Source organism: Bacillus sp. z33 (genome assembly GCF_058313615.1).
In genome coordinates, this window is sequence record NZ_JBZFQN010000001.1 from 1,177,376 (window position 1) to 1,201,160 (window position 23,785).

The 23,785-nt window shown below is 39.4% G+C and carries 27 protein-coding genes and 1 other annotated feature; all 27 genes read right to left on the reverse strand.

Annotated features, from left to right (window positions below):
• Nucleotides 1–35: 35 nt before the first annotated feature.
• The gene (obgE, locus tag AC4G3L_RS05590; RefSeq protein ID WP_491075981.1) at nucleotides 36–1,325 is read right to left on the reverse strand and encodes a GTPase ObgE; all 1,290 of its coding nucleotides are present in this window, start codon (nucleotides 1,323–1,325) and stop codon (nucleotides 36–38) included.
• Between the two features lie 41 nt (nucleotides 1,326–1,366).
• On the reverse strand, nucleotides 1,367–1,897 hold the full coding sequence (locus AC4G3L_RS05595; protein ID WP_491075982.1) for a Spo0B C-terminal domain-containing protein: 531 nt from the start codon (nucleotides 1,895–1,897) through the stop codon (nucleotides 1,367–1,369).
• A gap of 228 nt (nucleotides 1,898–2,125) precedes the next feature.
• On the reverse strand, nucleotides 2,126–2,416 hold the full coding sequence (gene rpmA / locus AC4G3L_RS05600) for a 50S ribosomal protein L27 (RefSeq protein WP_066105513.1): 291 nt from the start codon (nucleotides 2,414–2,416) through the stop codon (nucleotides 2,126–2,128).
• A 15-nt stretch (nucleotides 2,417–2,431) separates the two neighbouring features.
• On the reverse strand, nucleotides 2,432–2,755 hold the full coding sequence (locus AC4G3L_RS05605; RefSeq protein WP_491075983.1) for a ribosomal-processing cysteine protease Prp: 324 nt from the start codon (nucleotides 2,753–2,755) through the stop codon (nucleotides 2,432–2,434).
• Nucleotides 2,756–2,765: 10 nt separating this feature from the next.
• The gene (gene rplU, locus AC4G3L_RS05610) at nucleotides 2,766–3,074 is read right to left on the reverse strand and encodes a 50S ribosomal protein L21 (RefSeq protein WP_491075984.1); all 309 of its coding nucleotides are present in this window, start codon (nucleotides 3,072–3,074) and stop codon (nucleotides 2,766–2,768) included.
• Nucleotides 3,075–3,087: 13 nt separating this feature from the next.
• Nucleotides 3,088–3,161 (reverse strand) — a sequence feature (ribosomal protein L21 leader region).
• Between the two features lie 48 nt (nucleotides 3,162–3,209).
• On the reverse strand, nucleotides 3,210–4,706 hold the full coding sequence (locus tag AC4G3L_RS05615) for a ribonuclease E/G (RefSeq protein ID WP_491075985.1): 1,497 nt from the start codon (nucleotides 4,704–4,706) through the stop codon (nucleotides 3,210–3,212).
• A gap of 57 nt (nucleotides 4,707–4,763) precedes the next feature.
• The gene (locus AC4G3L_RS05620) at nucleotides 4,764–5,630 is read right to left on the reverse strand and encodes a M50 family metallopeptidase (protein ID WP_491075986.1); all 867 of its coding nucleotides are present in this window, start codon (nucleotides 5,628–5,630) and stop codon (nucleotides 4,764–4,766) included.
• Nucleotides 5,623–6,414: a peptidoglycan DD-metalloendopeptidase family protein gene (locus AC4G3L_RS05625; RefSeq protein WP_491075987.1), complete on the reverse strand. Its 792-nt coding sequence runs from the start codon at nucleotides 6,412–6,414 to the stop codon at nucleotides 5,623–5,625. The genes AC4G3L_RS05620 and AC4G3L_RS05625 overlap by 8 nt, the downstream gene beginning before the upstream one ends.
• Before the next feature lie 118 nt (nucleotides 6,415–6,532).
• On the reverse strand, nucleotides 6,533–7,336 hold the full coding sequence (minD, locus tag AC4G3L_RS05630; protein WP_491075988.1) for a septum site-determining protein MinD: 804 nt from the start codon (nucleotides 7,334–7,336) through the stop codon (nucleotides 6,533–6,535).
• A gap of 2 nt (nucleotides 7,337–7,338) precedes the next feature.
• Nucleotides 7,339–8,022 carry a septum site-determining protein MinC gene (gene minC / locus AC4G3L_RS05635; protein ID WP_491075989.1) on the reverse strand — a complete coding sequence of 228 codons (684 nt, stop codon included), beginning with the start codon at nucleotides 8,020–8,022 and terminating at the stop codon, nucleotides 7,339–7,341.
• A gap of 76 nt (nucleotides 8,023–8,098) precedes the next feature.
• A complete protein-coding gene (gene mreD, locus AC4G3L_RS05640) occupies nucleotides 8,099–8,614 on the reverse strand; it encodes a rod shape-determining protein MreD (RefSeq protein ID WP_491075990.1) in 516 nt (171 codons plus the stop codon).
• A complete protein-coding gene (gene mreC, locus AC4G3L_RS05645; protein ID WP_491075991.1) occupies nucleotides 8,611–9,483 on the reverse strand; it encodes a rod shape-determining protein MreC in 873 nt (290 codons plus the stop codon). The genes mreD and mreC overlap by 4 nt, the downstream gene beginning before the upstream one ends.
• 53 nt (nucleotides 9,484–9,536) lie before the next feature.
• Nucleotides 9,537–10,553, reverse strand: coding sequence for a rod shape-determining protein (locus tag AC4G3L_RS05650; RefSeq protein ID WP_491075992.1), 1,017 nt, complete (start codon nucleotides 10,551–10,553; stop codon nucleotides 9,537–9,539).
• A 162-nt stretch (nucleotides 10,554–10,715) separates the two neighbouring features.
• Nucleotides 10,716–11,405 carry a RadC family protein gene (gene radC / locus AC4G3L_RS05655; RefSeq protein WP_491075993.1) on the reverse strand — a complete coding sequence of 230 codons (690 nt, stop codon included), beginning with the start codon at nucleotides 11,403–11,405 and terminating at the stop codon, nucleotides 10,716–10,718.
• A gap of 37 nt (nucleotides 11,406–11,442) precedes the next feature.
• The gene (locus AC4G3L_RS05660) at nucleotides 11,443–12,003 is read right to left on the reverse strand and encodes a Maf family protein (RefSeq protein ID WP_491075994.1); all 561 of its coding nucleotides are present in this window, start codon (nucleotides 12,001–12,003) and stop codon (nucleotides 11,443–11,445) included.
• A gap of 172 nt (nucleotides 12,004–12,175) precedes the next feature.
• The gene (locus AC4G3L_RS05665) at nucleotides 12,176–13,132 is read right to left on the reverse strand and encodes a hypothetical protein (RefSeq protein ID WP_491075995.1); all 957 of its coding nucleotides are present in this window, start codon (nucleotides 13,130–13,132) and stop codon (nucleotides 12,176–12,178) included.
• Between the two features lie 94 nt (nucleotides 13,133–13,226).
• Complete coding sequence (locus AC4G3L_RS05670; RefSeq protein WP_491075996.1) at nucleotides 13,227–13,703, reverse strand: type II secretion system protein; 477 nt, start codon at nucleotides 13,701–13,703, stop codon at nucleotides 13,227–13,229.
• A gap of 30 nt (nucleotides 13,704–13,733) precedes the next feature.
• Nucleotides 13,734–14,546: a hypothetical protein gene (locus AC4G3L_RS05675; protein WP_491075997.1), complete on the reverse strand. Its 813-nt coding sequence runs from the start codon at nucleotides 14,544–14,546 to the stop codon at nucleotides 13,734–13,736.
• Entirely contained in the window at nucleotides 14,543–15,181 is a 639-nt protein-coding gene (locus tag AC4G3L_RS05680; protein WP_491075998.1) for a hypothetical protein, read from the reverse strand. Before AC4G3L_RS05680 ends, AC4G3L_RS05675 begins: the two co-directional genes overlap by 4 nt.
• A complete protein-coding gene (pilM, locus tag AC4G3L_RS05685) occupies nucleotides 15,181–16,179 on the reverse strand; it encodes a type IV pilus biogenesis protein PilM (protein WP_491075999.1) in 999 nt (332 codons plus the stop codon). The genes AC4G3L_RS05680 and pilM overlap by 1 nt, the downstream gene beginning before the upstream one ends.
• Before the next feature lie 20 nt (nucleotides 16,180–16,199).
• The gene (locus AC4G3L_RS05690; RefSeq protein ID WP_491076000.1) at nucleotides 16,200–16,949 is read right to left on the reverse strand and encodes a prepilin peptidase; all 750 of its coding nucleotides are present in this window, start codon (nucleotides 16,947–16,949) and stop codon (nucleotides 16,200–16,202) included.
• 8 nt (nucleotides 16,950–16,957) lie between these two features.
• Nucleotides 16,958–17,425: a type II secretion system protein gene (locus AC4G3L_RS05695; RefSeq protein ID WP_491076001.1), complete on the reverse strand. Its 468-nt coding sequence runs from the start codon at nucleotides 17,423–17,425 to the stop codon at nucleotides 16,958–16,960.
• A 113-nt stretch (nucleotides 17,426–17,538) separates the two neighbouring features.
• Complete coding sequence (locus tag AC4G3L_RS05700; RefSeq protein WP_491076002.1) at nucleotides 17,539–18,747, reverse strand: type II secretion system F family protein; 1,209 nt, start codon at nucleotides 18,745–18,747, stop codon at nucleotides 17,539–17,541.
• A complete protein-coding gene (locus AC4G3L_RS05705; RefSeq protein WP_491076003.1) occupies nucleotides 18,748–19,788 on the reverse strand; it encodes a type IV pilus twitching motility protein PilT in 1,041 nt (346 codons plus the stop codon). It lies immediately after the preceding gene.
• A 13-nt stretch (nucleotides 19,789–19,801) separates the two neighbouring features.
• A complete protein-coding gene (locus AC4G3L_RS05710) occupies nucleotides 19,802–21,463 on the reverse strand; it encodes a GspE/PulE family protein (protein ID WP_491076004.1) in 1,662 nt (553 codons plus the stop codon).
• Between the two features lie 35 nt (nucleotides 21,464–21,498).
• Nucleotides 21,499–22,914: a VanW family protein gene (locus AC4G3L_RS05715; protein WP_491076005.1), complete on the reverse strand. Its 1,416-nt coding sequence runs from the start codon at nucleotides 22,912–22,914 to the stop codon at nucleotides 21,499–21,501.
• A gap of 18 nt (nucleotides 22,915–22,932) precedes the next feature.
• Nucleotides 22,933–23,778 (reverse strand): PRC-barrel domain-containing protein, encoded by an 846-nt coding sequence (locus tag AC4G3L_RS05720; protein WP_491076006.1) that lies wholly within the window; start codon nucleotides 23,776–23,778, stop codon nucleotides 22,933–22,935.
• Nucleotides 23,779–23,785: the final 7 nt, after the last annotated feature.

The following is a 23,785-nucleotide window of genomic DNA, read 5'->3' on the forward strand; positions in this document are numbered from 1 at the left end:
GTTCACCCTCTTTGAAACCATCCTAAGCTTTATCTTTAATCAACAAATTCAAATTCATATTCCATTAAACGAACAATATCTCCATCTTCTGCACCGCGTTTTCTAAGGGCTTCATCTACACCCATTGCTCTAAGCTGGCGGGCAAAACGGTTAACGGATTCATCACGGCTGAAGTCTGTCATCTTGAACAGTTTTTCCAGCTTATCACCAGTTACCTCAAATGTGCCATCCGAATCTCTAGTAATAAAGAATTCTTCTTTTTCAACTTCGTGTTTATAAAGGACACGATGGACACCAGTTGTTTCTTCTTCATGCTCAAGCGGGAATTCAGGAGTCTCTTCAATCTTATCTGCAACTGCAAATAATAATTCACGCAAGCCTTCGTGAGTAACGGAAGAAATCGGGAAAACTGGAACATCGTCTCCCAGGCGCTCCTTGAAAGCTTTCAGATTCTCTTCAGAATCAGGCATGTCCATTTTGCTTGCTGCGATAATTTGCGGCCTTTCCGTTAAGCGCAGATTATACTCTTCAAGTTCTTTGTTAATCGTCACATAATCTTCATAAGGATCGCGGCCTTCCTGACCGGACATATCAATAACATGGACGATTACGCGTGTCCGCTCGATATGACGCAGAAATTGATGCCCAAGTCCAACCCCAGCATGTGCTCCTTCAATGAGTCCAGGTAAATCTGCCATAACAAAGCTACGTCCATCACCGGTTTCGACCACACCTAGGTTAGGAACAATTGTGGTGAAATGGTACTCGGCAATCTTCGGCTTTGCAGCTGACACAGAAGATAGCAACGTTGATTTTCCAACACTTGGGAAACCAACCAAACCTACATCTGCCAATAATTTCAGTTCCATGATGATATCACGTTCAATGCCAGGTTCGCCCTTCTCGGATAATTCAGGAGCCGGGTTAGCCGGTGTAGCAAAACGAGTATTTCCACGTCCGCCACGTCCGCCTTTTGCTATAATGGCACGCTGGCCGTGTTCGGTTAAATCAGCAATGATTTCTCCTGTATTAGCGTCTGATACCACTGTACCCGGGGGAACTTTTACAATCATGTCAGATGAGTTCTTACCATGCTGATTTTTTGACATTCCATGTTCCCCTCGCGGAGCTTTAAAATGTCTTTTATATCGAAAATCCATTAATGTACGAAGTCCTTCTTCCACTTCAAAAACAACATTTGCGCCATGGCCGCCGTCTCCACCGGCTGGGCCGCCTTTAGGTACATACTTTTCTCTACGGAAAGCGACCATTCCATTGCCGCCATCTCCACCTTTTACGTATATCTTGACCTGATCCACAAACATGGGTGGGTCACCTACTTTCTGCTTTTACAACTCTTTGATTGTTATCTTACCGTTATTTCAAAATAAAAAGAATTAATATCCTCTGTAATTCCCGAAATTTTTAGAGGTTCTTTTATCTGTAGAATATTTATCAGTTCTTCTTTATTATTTACCTGTCCCTGAAAATCAAAACCAATCTTTAATGGAGCCTCGTCCGTTTTGCTGATCAGTATCGTTAAATGAAGAATATCAAATGTATCCATTCGCTGATTCACTTCATTGAAAAGGGTCTTCATCCAATTAGTTATCAATTCATCGTATTCCGGATAACCTTTTAGATCATCCATCATTTCATATGTAATATCAAACGAGTAATGAAGCCAATTACCTGTCAATAAAAGTTCAGCCAGCAATGGCATTTTCATGTTTGAAATTTTCGCTTCCTGCTGTGCTTCTACAACGATTTCATCCATAAGATTCGAAACTCTATCCATTTTACCTAATGCCATATTTCCTTTAATCAGCTGTATTTTATTTAACCAATCATGACGTACATGCCTCAGTAATTCTACAGTCGTCCATTTTGTTTCCATCTTCATACATTCTCCTGTCGGATTGGAATAATGAGGTCCTGAATGAATTCGCAAATCATCTTTTACAGTATAACAAATTTAACGGAATTTCAGGAGAGGAATATATTCGCGCCAGCAGTAAATAACTTTGGGGTAAATACGGAAGTATAATGGCATTAACCATAAAACTCATATCTAAAAAAGAAAACTCCAACCACCAAGGTTAGAGCTTCTTTTGACTGTTACTTATTAAGCTTCTTGTGCTACTGGGTATACGCTGACTTGTTTCTTGTCACGACCCAAACGCTCAAATTTAACAACTCCATCAATTTTAGCGAAAAGAGTGTCATCTCCGCCACGGCCAACATTCAAACCTGGATAGATTTTAGTACCACGTTGACGGTAAAGGATAGAACCACCACTTACGAATTGTCCATCAGCACGTTTAGCGCCAAGACGTTTAGAAATGGAGTCACGACCGTTCTTTGTGGAACCTACTCCCTTTTTGGAAGCGAAGAACTGAAGATCCAATCTTAACATGTATTCCACCTCCTGTTAGCTAATAATAATTTTCATGTATTTACCATAGTCACGTTCAATCGTTTGTAAGGAAACAAGCATGCCTTCAAGCAATAATTGGACCTTGTCATCGCTCTCCGTTTCCGGAAAATGGACTTCAAGGAAACCGCCATCTTTACCTGCCTGTTTAATGCTGGGCTTAACAGTAGTTAAACTCATCACGGCATTCACAGAACCAAAGGCTACTGCAGATACCCCCGCACAAACGATATCCTGACCTTTTTGTGCAAAATCGGCGTGTCCTGATATACTGAACGAAGATATTCGTTCACCAGTTCGCACTACCTTCACTTTAATCATACGCGTCGCCTTAGAAGCTAATCTTTTCGATTGTTACTTTTGTATAAGGCTGACGGTGACCTTGTTTTTTACGGTTGTTCTTTTTCGCTTTGTATTTGAAAACGATGATTTTCTTTTGTTTGCCGTGTTTTTCAACTTTACCTGTTACAGTAGCGCCTTCAACAACAGGGCTTCCAACTTTCACATCTTCTCCACCTACAAAAAGAACTTTATCGAAAGTAACGATGCCACCTTCTTCAACGTTCACTTTCTCAACGTAGATTGTTTGACCTTCTTCTACTTTCACTTGCTTTCCACCAGTTTCAATAATTGCGTACATACCTGCACCTCCTTAATTGTCTAAGACTCGCCAACGACAGGCGCCTTAAATGGACTTACTACCTGACATGAGCGGTTGTAGCATGCGGTGCTACAAACATAACATAAGAATATTATCATACTCAGACAAACATTGTCAATCTAGATTTGATAATAGACGGATGATGGGCTTGGGTTTATTATTTTCCTCTGTTCGTTTAATGCGATTTTCGAGATCTTCCTGATTTCCCAAGGCTCGAATTTCAAATAGATTGGTCCCAGTCACATCGCCTGCTGTCACCAAGATATTTTTGCTGTATGGCATGATATGCGCCTTCAGTTCATGGATATGCATATACAGATAATCATAAAAAGAGGAAGCAGCTACAATCCACACAGAATGATCCATACTGTATTTTAATGTCTCCAACTGCCGTTCCAATTCATATATGGATCCCAGGCGGTTTTGTATTAACCCGGTTCCTCTGCACTCCAAACAGTCTTCCAGCAAGATTTCATATAAGTCCGGTCCTTCTTTTTTACGTGTGATTTGCATAAGCCCTAGCTCTGTAAATCCAACCACTACAGAACGTAACGGGTCATTCTTCAAGGCATCCTCCATTGCGGCCTGCACTTGATTCCGGGCAGCAGTAGATTTCATATTAATAAAATCAATCACGATAATTCCGGATAAATTGCGCAGAATGATTTGTCTTCCAAGCTCTGTAGCAGCGAGTAGATTCGTATCGAGAATGGTTTTATTCAAATCATGCTTCCCAATGAACTTACCGGTATTCACATCGATTACATGCATAGCTTCTGTCTTTTCAAAGAGTAGATAGGAGCCATTCGGAAGCCAAATCACTTTCTTAACTGCCTTTTCTATTTCTCCCTCAATTCCAAGTGAATCGAAAAGATTCATCTTATCTTTTTGAAAATGCAGTCGCCAGTTTTCAGGTAAAACAGAGCGAACCAACTGCACACCTTCAATGGAGTTGGTCCATAATTCACCACTTGAATCATTTGACCAACTTTCCACTAAACTCAGGATACGATTTTGATCACTTATCAGCACCGGCGCTTTGCTTTTAGATGCTTTTTTCTGCAAGTTTTCATATCGTTCACGCAACTCAACGAGTTTGGCAATAAACTCTTCTTCACCCACATCAAGAAATTTGGTACGCACAATAACCCCTTCATCTTTCTGCAAATGCTTGGCCGTTATACGTTTCCACTTTTGAACAGTCTTCTTATCGGCCTTTTTAGATGTACGCACAAAATGTTCTCCCTTTATGTAAACCATTTCCGCGGACGAAATTTCAATTAAAGCACTAATTTTAGCTCCTTTTGCCCCTTCTGAGTCTCGAAGGATGCGTACAAGCAGTTTTTCTCCCTGCTTTACAAACACTTTTGCCTGGGGATCTAAATGATATTGCGGAGTCTCTTCAAATGGTAAATAGGCATTTTTATCAAACCCTATATCCACAAAGGCTGCATTCATACCGGGTACAATTTCACGAACAATTCCGTTGTAAACATTACCAGCAAAAGGACCCTGTCCTTCTCTTTCGATATGAATCCTCATCAGCTTATCATTTTGGAATAATCCGAGACGTCGCTCCATTCCTTTATAATCAAGTACTATTTTATCCATAAGAAAAATCCTCTCGTTTGCTCATTAATCTTACTTTAACGAGTCAGGAGAGGAGCGTCAATAAGGATACAAAAGTTCTCCAATCGGCCGATGAGCTAGTTTTGTTGTAAAACAAGCATGCAATAATTCAGATTCATCGAGTTTCCCTACTTCTTCATCCTTGTGTTTTACGATAATAATATGCTTATTGTCCCTGCGAAAGTCTTCCATTATTTTGTAAATCTTCATATCTTTTTCCGCTTCAAGGCGTGATATCTCACGTATATCCAAATTATTCCCATAGTGCCGTTCCATTAAAAAGCGCATAAATACAAATTGACGATGTTTCCATTCCTTCCAAAGTGAAAAGATAAGGAAACCAAATACCATCCACCAATTCAGGTTAAGCGGATTAACAATAACCAATCCAATCAAAGCAATGATAAGACTGATCCCAGATATTATGATGATCAGGCGGTGTGCATGCAGAAAGGGCAGTCGCTTACTTAATAAAACAAACAATGCTTTTCCTCCATCAAGAGGCCAAATAGGGGCTAAATTGATAAAGAGTACAATAAAATTGTACAAAATTAAACTGGTATAAATATACTCTGAAATAAGGCCATTCGCATAGAAAAAATAGGTCAATCCCAGAATCCAGACATGCTGCAGCGGACCAGAAGCCAGGACAATCAGTTCCTCCCGCCAAGGACGGTTTCCATGCTCATCCGTCTCCAACTCTCCGCCAAAAGGCAAAAGGGTTACGGATTTTATTCTCCAGCCGAATAGCTGCGCGGCAAATGCATGACCCAGCTCATGACATAACACGATTAAAAACATTAAAAGCAATTCGGTAAACCTGGCTGTTAGCACACCTAAAGCAAGCAAAGCCCATGTTAAAGAATGTACACGTATTTTCATGAGCACAGGCCATATGTTATTCAAATGAAATCACCTCATTAGGGTCAATAAACTTTCCATTAGCTTTTAATGCAAAGTAAAATTCCCCCTTATCAGGCTCAGCCGACGGCGATACTCTCCCAACTTTTGTTCCCTTCTTTATCTCCTCATAAAGACTCACATTTATTTCCTGAAGGCGAGCATACCAAGATTCACTTTTATCTGGATGCTGGACAATAACTGTTTTTCCGTGAGTCTCCTTTTCCCCTGCATAGATGACAACACCCTCTTTAATCGTATCGACCGAGGTACTGTTAGATGTCTTAATTAAGACCCCCTGTCCATCCTTGACAAAGCTTTGCATGATTGTGCCTGTGGCCGGTGCTGCAAACTGATCATCAGTAGGTTGATTATTGGCTCCCTTATGTGAATCTTCAGGTAAAAAAGCAAATGGTTTACCAATTGTATCCTCAAACCAGTTAGATACTGTAGCAAATTGAAATTCCTGTTGATAGACATTTTCCAGGGTGGTTCTCGCCTTATCAGTCCACGGAGCGGATGTCCGATAGATAATGGCCATGCATAAAACCAGACAGACGGATGCGAGTATGCGGAATAAGATCCAATCTTTGTTTATAAAAGGCGGCCTTGCATGCTGATTGATTCCCTCTTCGTATACGAAGACATTTTCAGCTCCCCATTCTTTCTCATCTTCCACTACCGGCCAGGATGATCTTTCATTCTCCTTGTGAACCTTACTCACTCTTACCCGGTTTTTCCTTCTCTCGGCAATGCGTTTGCGGACTTCTGAGCTATTTCGGCTGCCCATGTTTTCACCTCTCCATACAGCACTTTTCTAAAAGATATGTATGACTGGACCAAGCTATGCCATGAAAACACGGAAAAAGGACCTCTAAACTAAAGTAAGATTAGAGGTCCTTCCAGATTTACTTAACGCCAAATAATTTTTTAATTCGCGTGAACATTCCAGTTTTTTCATCTTCAAGCGGTTTAAGTGGTATAGATTCACCCAAAATACGACGGGCAATGTCTCGGTAGGCAATAGATGCTCTGTTATTTGGATCAAAAACGATCGGCTCTCCCTGGTTCGATCCTTTTATCACATCATCATCATCTACTACAATTCCAATTAAATCGATGGAAAGATGAGTCGTTATTTCATCAATATCAAGCATATCGCCCATTTTTAGCATATGGTTACGAATACGATTTATAACTAACTTTGGAGGTTCAACATTAGGTTCTTTCTCCAACAAGCCAATAATCCGATCCGCATCTCTGACAGCTGATGTTTCCGGTGTCGTTACAACAATCGCCTTATCAGCGCCGGCCACGGCATTTTGATAACCCTGTTCGATACCAGCCGGACAATCAATGATAATATAATCGAAATCCTGTTTTAAAGTATCAATTAGCTGTTTAACCTGCTTTGGATTAACAGATGTTTTATCCGCTGTCTGTGCTGCAGGCATTAAATATAAACGATCATCAAAACGTTTATCTTTCACAAGAGCCTGATGGATTTTACATCTGCCATCAATCACATCTACCAAATCGTAAATAATACGATTTTCAAGACCCATTACCACATCCAGATTTCTCAACCCAATATCTGTATCAACCAGACAGACTCTTTTCCCCAATAACGCTAAGGCAGTTCCGACATTGGCAGTAGTTGTCGTTTTCCCTACCCCACCTTTACCGGATGTTATTACTATGGCCTCTCCCATGGCTATACGCCCTCCTCAAATAAGGATAAATTAGGTCTCACTTTACATAAAACTTGTAATCTATCAAAAATCATCTCACCAGATTGATTTAAATAAGCACATTCCATTTGGTGGTCATCATGCTCATTATAATCAAAAGAGTTATATAAAACATCGCCTATAACGATTTGGGAAGGCTTAAATACAGATGCAGATACAACGCATTCCTTATTGCCATATATACCTGCCTGAGCCTTCCCCCGCAACGTTCCCATAATAAAAATATTACCGCCGGCTCTTACGGTAGCACCAGGATTTACGTCTCCTATTAAAAGCAAGTCACCCTTCACTTCCATAATTTGACCAGAACGGACAACCCTAACTATTTTCGTCACAGCGACTTCTTCAGCCAACCTTTTAGATTCTTCAAGTAAAATAACATTGGATTCAACATTTTTTACACTCATATATCCCTTTTTTTCTACTAAATCTACAAGCGTCTGCGCCTGTTCATCCGTCAAATATCGATTACCGGTATGTATTGTAACATGAATACTCGATGTTGACTCAATAGTTGAATTATGAATTGATAATTTTTCATCCAAATCTTTCATTGCATCAGATATGGATGAATGGTCATCAATAACAATCGTTAAACCTTGTTTACTTCCTTTGATCATAACATGCTGAACATTTTTCTTTCCCATGACGTCGTGCTCACCTCAATGCAATTTAATTCGACACGAGCGCTGACAATTCCTTTTTTAAATAATCAAATACGGTTTAATTATCTTCTTCAATAGTCCATCTCTTGATCCATTTAGATAATACAAAAGCGAATAGGATCAGAAATATCAGATTCAAAATTAAGGTAGGCAGCAATCTCATATGTGCAAATTCTATAAACGTCAATGAAGTATAGCCAATTAAAGTATTCACCTCATAGACGATAATTTCTAAAACAGATATAGCAAGCAAACATACAGTTGAAACAATTCCCAGATTATGTTGCAGTACTTTCATTAATTGACTTGATAAGTACACCACTAAAGGCAAAGTGAACAAATATACGCCCAGTACTTCTGTATATACGACATCATAGAAGATTCCCATAAAAAAAGCATATAGGATTCCCAGATCTCTCTTTCCATAGACGCCTAAAAACACCAAAAAGATAATAATAAACCTTGGCACCAATATGTAAGGCATTGTATATAATTTAGCCGAAAAGATTTCAACAAAGATTCCCTCGGATATAAAAACAAGGATAGCTAAAAGGAAGATTTTAACCCTTATCACAGGTCATCCCCCTCATTGCTATCAGTATCTACAGTAGTCATGGTGCGTTTTACAATCATTACATTATTTAGATCATAGAAATTCGCTGCTGGTTTAATCAAGGCAGTTTGTGTCAATCCGTATTGATCAATGATGACTTCCTCTACTTTACCGATGACTAACCCTTCTGGAAAGACACCGCCAAGCCCGGATGTTGTCACATTTTCACCTTTTTTAATTTTAGCATCATAATGGAGACCTGTTAATAATAAGGCTTGCTTATCTTCATCATATCCCTGAATAAAGCCATATGATGGCTTTTTACCTTGTACTTTTGCAGAAATACGATTTTGCGGATCAAGAGCAGTCATCAATTGCACGGTAGATGTAAATTGAGAAACGCTTTTAACCTTTCCAATCAATCCTTCTGCTGTGATAACAGCCATATTTTTTTCAATTCCATTTACACTGCCTTTACTGACAGTTAATGTTTCATGCCATCTTTCCGGACCTCTGCCAATGACAGTAGAGTGAGCAACTGTATGATCACTTAAATCTTCTTTTTTCTTCAGTATATTACTCAATTCTTCATTTTCTTTTTTCAAATCATATATTTCTGTTTCCAGCTTCACATATTCTTCCAGGCGTGATTTAAGGTTCTTATTTTCTTCATATGTATTCCTTAAATCTGAAAGATTCTCAAAAAAGCCCGCTACAGCAGAAGCGGGCTTATGGAAAATAGTTTGAACCAAGCCGGCAGAGTCCTTCATAAACTGCTCAGGCCAGCTCAATTCATCCCTTTCCCGAAGTGAGAACCCAATCAAAGCCACCAGAAAGATGATGCTAATCAGCAAGATAATCAATTTTTTGTTTAAGAAAAATTGTGGCATTTCCTTGCTCCTCTGTCATTATTATCCTCTTTCAGGATTTGTGCGTTCTATTTTTATCTTGAATCTTTAACTTTTGACTTGAACAGATGGATATGATCAAGAGCCTTACCAGTACCAATCGCTACACAATCCAATGGATTTTCAGCAATAAGAACAGGCATTTTAGTCTCTTCACTGATTACTTTATCCAGGTTACGCAATAATGCGCCACCGCCTGTTAATACGATACCGCGATCCATGATATCAGCAGCAAGTTCCGGCGGAGTCTTTTCAAGTGTATTTTTAACCGCATCTACAATCGCATAAACTGTATCATGCAAAGCCTTCGCAATTTCCCCTGGCGTGATTTCAATCGTTTTCGGAAGACCTGTTAATAAGTCACGACCGCGAATCTCCATGTTTTCAATATCTTCAGGATCTCCAGCAGAACCAATTTCAAGCTTAATAGCTTCAGATGTTCTGTCTCCAATCATCAGATTGTAGTTCTTGCGGATAAAGTTAATGATTGCTTCATCCATTTCGTCCCCTGCGATGCGAATAGACTGGCTTGTCACGATTCCGCCAAGTGAGATAATTGCCACTTCTGTTGTACCGCCACCGATATCAACAACCATGCTGCCTGTAGGTTCCCAAACAGGTAAGTTTGCCCCGATTGCCGCTGCAAACGGTTCTTCTATCGTATAAGCGTCACGTGCACCAGCTTGTCTTGTTGCATCAACTACAGCTCTCTCTTCAACAGCTGTTATTCCGGATGGAACACATACCATTACATATGGTTTACGAGCAAACCAACCTTGATTCTTCAACGCTTGTTTCATATAATACTTCATCATTGTTGCAGTCGTATCATAATCAGCAATTACGCCGTCTTTCATAGGGCGAAGTGCCACTACGTTACCAGGTGTACGACCGATCATGTTTTTCGCATCATTTCCTACAGCAACAATTGATTTTGTATCAGTTTGAAATGCAACAACGGAAGGCTCACGTAAAACAATGCCTTTCCCTTTTACATAAACTAGTGTATTGGCAGTTCCTAAATCAATTCCTAAATCTCTATTTCCCAGCATCTTTTAATATCTCCCTTTCTGAAACATATTCCATATTAGGTACGAGTTTTTTATTTTTATTTTTCATGTCAAATAGTTAAATTTCTTCGGCAATGTGATGAAAAACAATACTATAAAAAGCATACGTAATATTATAGCTTATCCTCAAATGAATTCATAGTATTATAAATATCCTTTTTCTTTAAGACTGACATATTTTTTCTCTCCGATAACCAAATGATCCAAAAGTTCTATTCCCATAATTTTTCCACATTCAGCCAAACGTTTTGTTACTTCAATATCTTCTCGACTTGGAGTGGGGTCTCCTGAAGGATGGTTATGCAGACATATGATAGATGCTGCAGATCTGCGGAGAGCTTCTTTGAAGACTTCACGAGGATGGACGATAGAGGCGTTTAAACTGCCGATAAAGACGGTTTGTTTATGGAGTATTTGGTTTTTCGTATTCAAATAAATACAAACAAAATGTTCCTGCGATAAGAAACGCATATCATTCATACAATAATTAGCACAGTCCTCCGGCGAACGTATCACATACCGTTCTTCATTCGTCAAATTACTGATTCTTCTGCCTAACTCCATTGCTGCAGCAAGCTGCACAGCTTTTGCTTCCCCAATACCTTTAATGCTGGTCATTTCTTCAATACTTGACTCTTTTAAAAGCCTTAAACCGCCAAACTTAGCCAAAAGTTGATTGGCAAGGTTCATTACTGAATCTTCTTTTGTTCCAGTTCTTAAAAGCAGTGCCAGTAACTCTTGGTTTGACAAACTTTCCGGTCCAAATTGGATAAATCGCTCTCTTGGGCGGTCATCCTTTGGATAGTCTCTTATCATGATTTGCGTTGTATCCATCCATATCCTCCATTCCACTGACGGAGCGAGGTTGTTCTTAAGGATGTAATAATTTTTCAAGTTCCCTCTTAAGTCTGGAAACCGGGAGCCCTACAACTGAGAAGTAATCACCTTCTATTCGCTTCACCAGCAAGGAACCAAATCCCTGTATTCCGTAGGATCCCGCTTTGTCAAACGGTTCTCCGGTCAATACATATTGTTCAATTTCTTCTTTTTTTAACGGCCAGAATTCAACATCTGTTTTCTCATAAAACAAGATAGAATCTTGCCCTCTTAAAATGGCGACTCCTGTATAAACATGATGAACACGACCAGATAAACGAGTCAGCATGGAAATTGCTTCGTCTTTATCTTTCGGTTTACCCAGAATATCACCATTCATTACTACGATCGTATCTGCACCTATCACAACGGAATCACGGTTAGTTTCAGCGACAACAGTTGATTTTATGCGTGCTAATTCCATCACTATTTCATGGGGTTCCATTCCATCCTGATAGGTTTCATCTGCGTTACTTACTTTCACCTGAAAAGGTATATTCAGCATTGCAAGCAATTCTTTTCTTCTTGGGGAAGAAGAAGCCAAGATTAAATCCATTTCGCCACCTGCCATAAGAATTATATATAGATAGGGAGATACATATTCATCCTAACAGAATACGACACCATTCTCAATTCCGGATTACTTTAAAAGCAAATAAAAAAGAGCACCTCTATTTTCAGGCACTCTGCAGAACACAAATTGTATTAATTATTTCCCGGAAAATACATTATAATTTATACCATTCATTAAGAAATTGAAGTATACACTTTTGAAGCTGCATTAAAACTGATTCTTCCGGTTTAGATTGATAGACTGACCATGTTTTATTCATACTTTCACTTAAATTATGCAAATTTTGTAATTCTTTCGGTATAGTCTCCATTTTAATAGATTTAATATCTAGCTTTCCACTTGTTTCACTATGTAATAGCGACTCTGATACAAATTTAGTATATAGACCCATATTATCAATCATATTTTGGATTATTTTTGTTTCTTTGCCAGAATAAGCTTTTTTCGTTTCCCCCTGAAAACGTATTTCTTTCCAATACGTTTCGATGCCTTCGTCTTTATATAGAAGAGCCAATTTTTTAGTCTCTTCAAGAGTAGTTGCTGTCCCTATATAAATGAAGTATTTATCTTCCTGTTCAAATATAATCGTTGGTATCCCATCGTCTTCAATAAGAGTAACACGTTGTTCAGCTGCCTGTTTACTTGAATATACTCCTCCTTGTACGACGAAAGCATTCAACTCTTTATCAATCTTTTTTTTCCCATCAGGCACTGTTTCAGAACCAACCACTGGAGTAGAATCCTGTACTTTTACGACCTCCTCTGTTCCCCCAACTAGAACGATTTTTAAAATGACGACTCCAAATATCGTCCCTATGACAAGGGCAACAAGGATTGGAATTCCTGTTGCAAGTATACGTAATTTATTCAGTTGAGCATATTTAATAGAAGCCATTATTTTCGAAGGTGGCTTTTCCTTTGGCTCTTTTTTTTCTACCGATTTATCATCGGGTATTATCCAAAGGGGAGGCTGCTGCTCCTCTTCAATCGTACTGGCGATTTCTTGAATGGTATCCAGTGTGTCAGGATCTTCACTTGGAATCCATTTGTATTGTTTTTTTTCGCCATTAATATTTACAATGATCGTTCGTTCCCGGGTTGGCTTATCCATTCCGTTGCCTCCGCGTTTTTGTTCATCTTATCATTCTGCAAAAAAAAAAGAACAAGACTCTTGTCGTCTTGTCCAAAAAGGTTTCGCCAAATTTCTAGTAATCCCTATCCTCTACATATTCTTCTTGAATTTGACTTAAAGGTAAAGGCATATATCCATCATTTTGCTTTTTGCCGCACAATTTCCGTTCAATTCCAATTAAACAAATAGATACGGCTTTTCCATCTTTGAAGGCTACATAGGAATCAGAACTTTCTAACTCCCATTTATCACCTGTGTCCGGATCAATGATTACATCTAAAAAACCAGAGACAACGAGTTCCTTATACGTTACTATGTCGCTAACCGGTTCCTTATTGAACTCTTTATTTTTGTAATAGACCGTACCTGCATTGCGCATGATGTAAGCATTAGAAACGAATGCCTGTGTTCTTGCCTTTTGTATGACATCTCCAATCACCAGGACAGCAACCGCTGCTATAATACCCAGAATCACGACAACAGCCAGGACCTCGATTAAAGTAACCCCATCCTCGTTTGTTTGCCCTTTTCCGTTCGTTTTATTTATCATCTGCGTCACGACCTGAATGTTTCTAGTAAACTACTCATTGTCTTTTTTTGTATCTTCATATACATCTGGAGCAATACTTAATGGATTATCTTTGTCTGCGGGTAGCGGTGTCTCTATGTCCGGCAGATGTTTTTGCAAATCTGCCAAATCTGGAGAATAGAAAGCAGAAATTCCTAATGTATAAACAAGAGGCTCCGCGTTCTGTTCGACGGATGTGACTTCTTCTGTTCCTGCAAAATCTATACTGTCTACTTTTATTATTCTTTTGGAGGCTTCCATCGTCTCAATAAATGATTCAATTTCGGTATACGTATCTGCCTCGACCGTCACCTTAATCGCTAATTTTTTTACACCTTGCGGCAATGGCAATGGGGCTTCCGCCTTTTCTTCTTCTGAACTGGGCTCCGATTCAGCATCAGTACCTTCTTCGGAATTAGGCAAGTCAGCCGTATCCGTTTCATCAGTGGTATCAGCTATTTGAGTAGAATCTGTCCCCTCTTCTTGACCCAGCTCTTCCTCTTTTATTTCCATCTTTAAAATCAAACTATTAGAAATAACCTCTGCTTTTTCGAAATCAAGTATTAATTGATCTCCCAGCGGTTTAACCGGAAGTTTTTTTTGCAATTCCATCGTTGATTGATAGGTCGTTCCAGTTGAATGATCGAGCTTAGCAGATAGAGAATCCAATACCGTTTGCTGCATCTCCAATTCTGTTTTCTTTGTTTCAATTGTTGATTTCATGGGAGCAATCTGCAAATAATACAAACCTGCAAATAATAAAAGAATGACCGTACATACTCCGACCAATAGAAGCACTTGTATTTTACTTAATCGCCAACTCATTCGGATTTCACCTCTTCTTCAGAGGGCATGTTACCGTCAGCCTTCAATTTTTTTACTTCCAGCAAATTGAGGGTGAGCTCAAATGTCCCTATATATCGAGGATCATATTGCAGATAATTTGTGTTACCAACTTCACTTTCGTCTGCCTCTTCTTCCTCGGGCGCTGCTTCAAGTGAAGTAACCATCGCATTATTAATGACGTTCGTTAAAGATAGTTCCTTCAGATAATAAGCAGCTTCTTCTGCCTTATCAAACCTTACCTCAATTTTAATTGTGCCATCCTCTGCATATGAAAAAGATTCGATAAATCCGCGTTCCGGTAAAAATCCAATTAGATGCCTTAAGAGCGGTACAGTTTTGATGGGGTATTGGTTTGCCCATTTAACCTTTTCAGTTAATAGAGTGACAGAATTGCTGTTTTCCTGAGATACTACCTTCTCCTGGTCCATTTCAATGGTTTGGGCAATCATTTCATATTCTTGATCCAAGGCATACATTTGGCTTTGATTGTTTTGATATTGCCAAAAATAAAGAATTCCGCAGAGAATTCCAAGAAAAATTGCAGTCAGAATAATTAGGAGTACCCCCCGGCTTTTACGCTCTTTTTTGGGTAGCAAGTTAATTTCTACAAGCATCATCTCACTCCTTTAAGAGCCAATCCCCCGGCTAAGTAAAAGGGTTCCGGCAATTCAGATTCCTTGTTGGATTGTATATATCCCTTTGGAATGGTCATCACAGTTTGTTCATATCTCTTGTTTATATCAGAAGTTACTTCATCCAGAAAGGGGTGATCGCCTGTTACGACTATTTTAGTGACTTGATGCTGCTCATGGCTTAATGTATATTGATAAAAGCTTAAAACACGATCAATCTCTGTATAGGTATCCTCCAACAACTGCATATAATCTTCAGTATCCCCCGTGAATACCATGATTTCTTTATCTACGTCTATCCGTGAGGCTTCCCATTCACCACTAGTCCCTGTAATGGGAATATTTTTCATAAAAATCGGTTTATCATCTACAAAAATACTTGTATTAACCGTTTGAAGATTAAATTCGATTAGTAAGAGGTGGTCATCCGTGCCTCTTTTTTCCGCATGGTAAAACAGCCTATACAACGACAAGGGTGATATATCTGCTTCTATAGGGTAAAGCTGAGATTTTTCAAGCAAAGCGGCATACTCAGATACAACCTCTTCTTGCGCTGCAAATAGCAGGATTTCCTTTTTTTCCTCTGTTTCATCCAATAGAACGATATCAAAGACAGGCTCTTCAAACGGGAGATGTATGCTTGTACCCATTTCCAAATACAGATACCCTCTTATTTCATCCTCTTTTATATCCTTAGGAATGGGAACCTTACGAATAACCAAGCGGGAGTCCGGTACTAAAAATCGTACCTGACGCTTATGTATTTTCCATTTGGTAACACAATCACTCAAAATATCCTTGAGAAGGTCAAAATCAGTAATAATGCCATCCTTTATAACACCGGCAGGTAAAAAATGCTCACCGCATTTTTGAACAATTGGCGGGTCTAGCTGTTTAAGTTCAACATATCGAATAACATGGTCTTTTAACACCAGGTTCACAACCCGATTGCTGCCTGAAAATAAAGTTAAAGCCATCATAACTTCTCCCTTCTAACAAATCATAAAAATTGGATGTACCAATCTAACAGGTGGTCCCCAAAAAAGTAGGCCACCAGTGTGCCAATGACGATAAATGGTCCGAATGGAATTGGCTTACTGCGCTTCACTAGACCGAGCATCATGCCAATCACACCAAAAATCGCTCCAAAAAAGGCAGAGAATAAAAAGGCAAGAATAACTCCCTTTATCCCCATCACAAAACCAATCACACCAAATAATTTAATATCTCCCCCGCCCATACCACCTTTGCTGACCACAGCGATCAATAGCAGGGTTCCAAATCCGACGATAGCCCCAGCTAAACCATCCCACCATGGGTCCAACGGTATAAATATCCGAATAAACAAAAAAACAACTGTAAAAAACAGCAGAATTTTGTTTGGTATAAGCATGTATTTCAGGTCTGATATAAAAATGATGACCAGCAGGGAAATAAGCGCCCATGCCGCAAACAATTCAGCCGTCCACCCTAGCAGCATAGGAGCTGCCAGAAAAAGAAGAGCCGTTGTCAGTTCCATAATCGGATAAAGAGGAGAAATGCCTGTTTTACACTTACGGCATTTCCCCCCTTGAAATACATATGATACTACAGGGATGAGCTCCAGCGGTGTCAATGTATGACCGCAGGCCGGACAAGCCGACCGCGGAGCCACAATCGATTCTTTCGCTGGAATCCTCAAACCTACCACATTATAAAACGACCCAAAGATGAGGCCGGTGAGGAAGATTAAGAGATAGAGAGTGAACATTAAATCAATCATTTCAATTGGATATCTTCTCTACCAAGTTCACTTGCATTTTTATCGGCCGAACCTGACTTGATATAAACTGTGTCATTGGCACCTACCAACGTTACTACATATTTTGCCGGAGTCTTAGTAGTACCAGTAGTTGTTGCTGCTGTATAGGCAACTTGAGAAGCCCCTAGATCATACTTAGCTTCTTTATTACTAGGATCAGACAAATTCTCCAAATATCCACCATTTTCCAAGTCCTCTAATGGTACAGTAATACTTCCTTCCGCATTCTCCGCCACATACATTCTCATTGCATTGGCTGCTTGCTTCGCATTTACCACGTGTGCATCCTTCTCACTATTTTTCATAATCGTTCCAATGGCAGGGATGGCAATTGCAGCAATAATTCCTAGGATTACAACAACAGCTAGTAGCTCAACAAGTGTGAAGCCTTTTTCATTCTTCATTTGCTTTTTGAATAATTTCATTTAAAATCTCCTCCTAAATAGTTATGTATAATAGTTCAAATGTTCTATATATCTTACAATATATACTATAATTTGGTAAAGATAAAGACATATTTTTATATTTTTTTCATATATTATCCACTTATTTGATCAAACATGGTAAACATAGGCACGATAATAGCTAGTACAATAGTACCAACCAAGGAGGCAAGGAACACAATCATCAAAGGCTCTATCAATGCCTTTAATTTATCTGTGCTGGCTTCGACTTCCTTTTCGTAAAACTCTGCCACTTTTGAGAGCATGGCCTCGAGCGAACCGGTGGTCTCTCCTATGGAGATCATTTGCGTAATCATTGGCGGAAATGCCCAGTGTTTTTTCATTGGTACTGTAATGGATTGTCCTCTTTCCAATGAATCTCTTGATGCAAGTACAACCCTTCCAATCACTTCATTCTCAACCACCTGCTCGACCAACGTCATCGATTCCAAGATCGGCACGGAGCTCGAAAATAACGAACTAAGCGTTCTGGTCATACGGGCGAGTGCCGCTTTTTGCAGCATGCTGCCAAAAACGGGAACCTTCAATAAAAAATAATCCAAATAATACTTGGATTTCTTATTTCTCTTAATTAAGAGGATGGCTCCAAAAATCAAAAGAATAAACAATACAACAAAGTACCAGCCTGTTTGCATCAAATTACTGGCATTAAGAACAAATTGCGTGATCGCGGGAAGTTCCCCACCAAAATCAGCAAACATACTTACATATGTAGGAACTACTTTCACCAGTAAAAAAATCACAACCGCAATTGCAACTATGGCAATAACTATCGGATAGGCCAGTGCAGATGAAATCTTTCTATTCGTGTCATGCTGCTTCTCATAATGAATAGCCAAACGGTCGAGCGTATCATCGAGATTACCGCCAATCTCCCCTGCGCGAATCATATTGATGACCATGGGCGGAAATATTCTTTTATGTTTCGCAGCCGCTGCTGAGAGAGGCTGGCCATCGCGAAGATCTGTCTCCATTGTTTGCAGAGTTCGTGACAATGCCTTACTATCTGTTTGCTGAGATAGAATATTGGTCGATTCCACAACTGTTACCCCAGCTTTTATTAAAGTGGAAAATTGTCGCAAATAAATAACAAAATGCTGAAGCTTAACCGGATTTCCAATGGCAATATCCTTTGTTAGCAACGTTTCAGGCATCTTAGAAATTTCAATCACACGTATATTATCTTTTTTCAGTTTTTCCATCGCTTCGCGTCTGTTAGCTGCATTAATCACACCTGACCGCTTTCCTCTTACATCACGGCCGGTATATTTAAACCTCGTCATCTACTCCACCTTTTCCTTAAGGAATGGACCAGCGGATTCTCTCGTGATAATCCCACCTGTTACCAGTTCACGAATATTGCTCTCGAGAGTATGCATTCCCTGTGCTTTTGATGTCTGGATGATATTCATGATTTGATGAATTTTTTCACTTCTGATTAGATTGGCAACAGCTGAATTATTAACAAGAATTTCTGTTGCAGATCTGCGCCCGCTTTTATCCACAGTCGGAAATAATCTTTGTGAAACAATCGAAATTAGTACATTGGCAAGCTGAACACGAACCTGTGCCTGTTGAGCTGATGGAAATACATCAATCACCCGATCAATTGTCGATGCGGCGGAAGAGGTATGGAGTGTTCCGAGAACCAGATGACCTGTTTCTGCTGCTGTTATGGCGGTATGGATCGTCTCTAAATCTCTCATTTCTCCCACTAAAATGACATCAGGATCCTGTCTGAGCGCAGCCCTCAAACCATTCGCAAAATTATTGGTATCAAATCCAACCTCTCGTTGGTCGATAATACATCCATTATGCTTGTGCAAATATTCTATTGGATCTTCCAGCGTGATAATATGCTTTCTCATCGTTTGATTCATATACTGAATAAGCGCTGCCAGAGTCGTTGATTTACCGCTTCCAGTTGGGCCTGTTACTAATACAAGCCCCTGCGGTTTATGGGCAATTTGTTTTAAAATCTCAGGCAGTTTCAATTCTTCCATTGTTGGGATTCGGGTAGGCACAATTCTGATAGCCAATGCTACACATGAGCGCTGAAGATACGCATTAATCCGAAAACGAGATACACCCGGAATGCCGTAGGAAAAATCCAGTTCACCTTTTTCTTTAAAACGGTCCCACATATCCTCTGGCACAATCGACCTTGCCATCGCTTCCGTATCCTCTGGACGCAACGATTCCTTGCTGTATCGTTTCAGTTCCCCATTAATTCGCATAATCGGCGGAACACCAACCGTTAAGTGAATATCTGATGCTTTGAACTCGTATCCTGCTCTAAGCAAGCTATCAATTTTTTTATCCATCTATTGCCACCCCCTATTCAAGAACAGCTACACGTAACACTTCTTCCGTCGTTGTTAGTCCTTGCTTTACTTTAAGCAGGCCGTCATCAATCAGAAAAACAGTCCTATGCTTGATTGCCAGTTCTCGCAGCTTTGTGAAGGATTCTCCGTTCATGATCACTCTTTTCATATCATCATTTAAAACGAGAATTTCATGAATGGCTATCCTTCCTTTATATCCGGTCATATTACAAGAAGAACAACCCTTGCCTCTTTTAATGGAATCAATTTTCATGCCTCTTTTAGCAAAGATCTCAATCTCTCTTTTTGTTGGTTGATGATTCTCTCCGCAATCGCGGCAAACACGCCTAACCAACCGTTGTGCTACAATACCGCTGACCGATGAAGCAATTAAAAATGGTTCTACTCCCATATCCATTAATCTGGTAACCGTGCTGAGAGAATCATTGGTATGGATGGTACTCAATACTAGATGGCCAGTTAAAGAGGCACGTATCGCAATTTCTACCGTTTCCTTATCCCTGATTTCACCAACCATGACGATATTGGGATCCTGCCGCAGAATCGATCTTAAACCAGCAGCAAATGTCATTCCGACATTCGTATTAACCTGAATCTGATTAATACCTTCCATTTGATACTCGACTGGATCTTCAATCGTGATGATATTAACCTCTTCGGTATTCAATTCATTTAAGGCCGCATACAAGGTTGATGACTTCCCTGAACCAGTGGGTCCTGTAATTAGTACAATACCTGCTGGCTGCTCAATCATCGTTTTAAACCGCTGCATATTTAAATTATTAAAACCAAGACGATTTAAATCATTTAATGAGCTTCCCAAATCGAGAATCCTCAAAACAATCTTTTCTCCAAAGACTGTAGGCAAGGTCGATACACGTAAATCGACAGGATGGAAGTCCAAATTAATTTTCATTCTTCCATCCTGGGGAATTCTGTACTCTGTAATATCTAAGTTCGCCATAATTTTAATCCGAGCTGTCAGAACGTTCTGCATGGATTTTGGCAATGTTCGCTCTGTGCGAAGGACTCCATCCACGCGATAGCGGATAATCACTTTTGTTTCATGAGGATCCAAGTGAATATCACTCGCTCTTTGGGAAATAGCATTGGATAAGATCTGATTTACGAGCTTTACAATGGGAGAATCCTGATCAGTGATTTTATCATCTTTGCGGATATCACTATCATTCAAATCTCCGAGCAGTTCTTCAATTCCCTCATCATGATCGTAATATTTGGTGATGGTCCGTAAAATATCATCTTTCGTTGCGATAGCTGCAATAATTTGAAAGCCTGTGGCTAAACGCAGATCATCTATTGCATAGAAATCCATTGGATCAGCCATCGCCACATATAATTTTTCCCCTTCTTTTTTTAAAGGAATAAGAAGGCTTCTTTTCGCTATTTCCTTTGGTACAATTGCAAACAAAGTTGGATCAAACGGGTATCTGAACAGACTGACATGCGGAATACCTAACTGAAATTCAAGTACCTCTATTAATTGCTGCTCCGTAATGTATCCTTTTTTTAAAAGGACATCTCCAATCTTTTCACCCTTTGTCTTGATTTCCAAAGCATTTTGAAGCTGTTCCTCTGTAATTAAACCCGCTTCCACTAACAAGTCACCTAAGCGTTTTCGGGTTTGTGACATTATTCCATCTCCAATTTCATTTATTTTCCGCCGAATTACTTACTGGTATTTTCTGGAGTATCTGATTCTTCTTCAGCATCCTCTTTTATTGGTTTAGCATCCTCGTCCTCTGTAGATTCTTCATCTTCACTCTGCTCTTCAACTTGTTTGCCATCTTCAGCCGGGTTATCTGGGTTATCTGGGTTATCTGGGTTATCTGGATTATCTGGGTTATCCTCATTACCTGATTGTTCTTCCTCAGGGACCGACTCTGATTCCTCACCGTTTTCTGTTTCTTCTGCAGGAGGCTCGACTTTGTGTTCCTTTAATCCTGTGACGATTACTCGGTGAATCGGACCATAGAAGTCATCAGACAAGACTTCAGATAGTATCTCTTTACCTTTTTCATCAATCGTTTTTCTGACGATCCTAATGAGTAACCCGTCTTTTCCCTCAACAGATACTTTACTTTCATTCTCGTTAAGCAAGGCACTGTACTGTTTAATCGTTTTTGGTTTAAATTTTGTTTCATCTTCTTTAGCAAGATTGTATTTATAAAGAAAGGACTGACCTTTCAAATTCACAACCAGTTTACTTCCCTCTATCGAAAAGTGAAGAGTATAAGCTGTATCATTCGGGTTAGAAAATATAAGATCTACCTGCTTATCCAGATCAATGCGGGCTTCATAGCCTGCATTGGTATAATCGGGTAATTCACGACTGATATTTCTTTCCAAAATATTAAAATTAGTGGGCATGATCGCTTCATATACAGCAGATGCAAAAATGCCCGATGATACCTTGTCTTTTTTGGTTATATTAGCAGCCTTAATTGTCTCAACAAGAGATACTTGCGTTTTAGCAGGTATTTCAATTTCTGGAACAGCTTTAATTAAAAGACGAATCTCTCGTTCCCGGTCCTCTACACTAATACTCGCTTTTGAGATCGTCTCCATTTGTTTTGCTGACCCATCCATATATTTTTCCACTTGATAAACAAGTGGGTCACTGTCTAGTATGGAAGCAATCGCCAGTAAATCAGAGGACAGTTTATCCATATCAATATTTTCGACAGCCAGCTCACTGGATAAGGAGAAAATGAATTCCTCAACCGCATTCTTTTTAAGCGATACCTGCATGACATTGCGTTGTCCTGATCGTGCCTCTTGAATCGTTTTCTCCTTATTAAATAGGAATGCGTCTGTATTAAAAATTGCACTTGTTTCCTTATAGGTAAACTCTATAAGACTATCTTTCTTCCATTTTTCTGTCTCTTTCGTAATTAAATCATTTGCCTCAGCTATCGTTTTATTTGAAACATCTACAGAACCAACTGTTGTATTTGCCTCAAAATCATGCCCCGTATCCATAATGTTGTTGATTGCCAGAGAGCCATAATGAGAGAATCCAAGCATATATGCAGTAGAGAACAGTAATATAATAAATACTTTACTAATGTGCTGCTTTCTCATAGCAGGGCTCCTCTCTGATTAGCTGATGACATTCATGGACAATTCAACTACCACGGACGGCCCTTCACTTTGAGCTGTTTTAACATCAGTTGCAGTAAGGATTGTCCCGTTTGCAAATAAAAGTTCACCTTGTCCATTTAGAATATCCTTGCTAACTGTTTTCCCTTGCAATAATTCTATTTGCTTTTCCTTTAGAGCTTTTTCACTTTCAGATAGTTGCTGGTACAAGGATACACTTGCCTCAGCCTCAGCTTCAGTTTCCTCTAATTCTGGCACGTTAGCCTGTACTTCGTTCGTTTCTTCAACCGCCATTTTCGGCTCAGATGCTTCCATAGGATCTTCAATTGACACTATTTCATCGCCCGCTTCCAACTCATCAAGGTGTTCGACATAAAAATCAGAGGCTTTCTCAATAACCACTAAAATGTCTTTCCCGAAGGTTAATACAGCTTCGGCTTTTAAAATAATATCCTTACCGCCAACACTAAGCTGCATACCGATAATATTTCCATTCTCTTCATCAATAAAATATTCGGAAACTTCTCCGAGAAGTTGTCCTTTCCTGGTCATGACTTTTGTATTAGTAACTTTGATTTTTTTATTCACCAATGTATTTGCTATTGGAATTTCATTTAAATCAATCACGGCGTTATCATTTTCAACTGTGATCGCATATTCTCCAATCCCAATTACCTTTTTAAATGGAATGGCTTTTACACTCACTTGCCAATCCTCATGTTCAATAGTAAGAAAATCGACAGATCCCTTATCCGGATTAATAACGATTGATTTAACATTTCCAATTTGATTGCCTTCGGAAATACTGATAATTGGTTGACTGATAATTTCTAAACTGCTTTTCATTACTGAG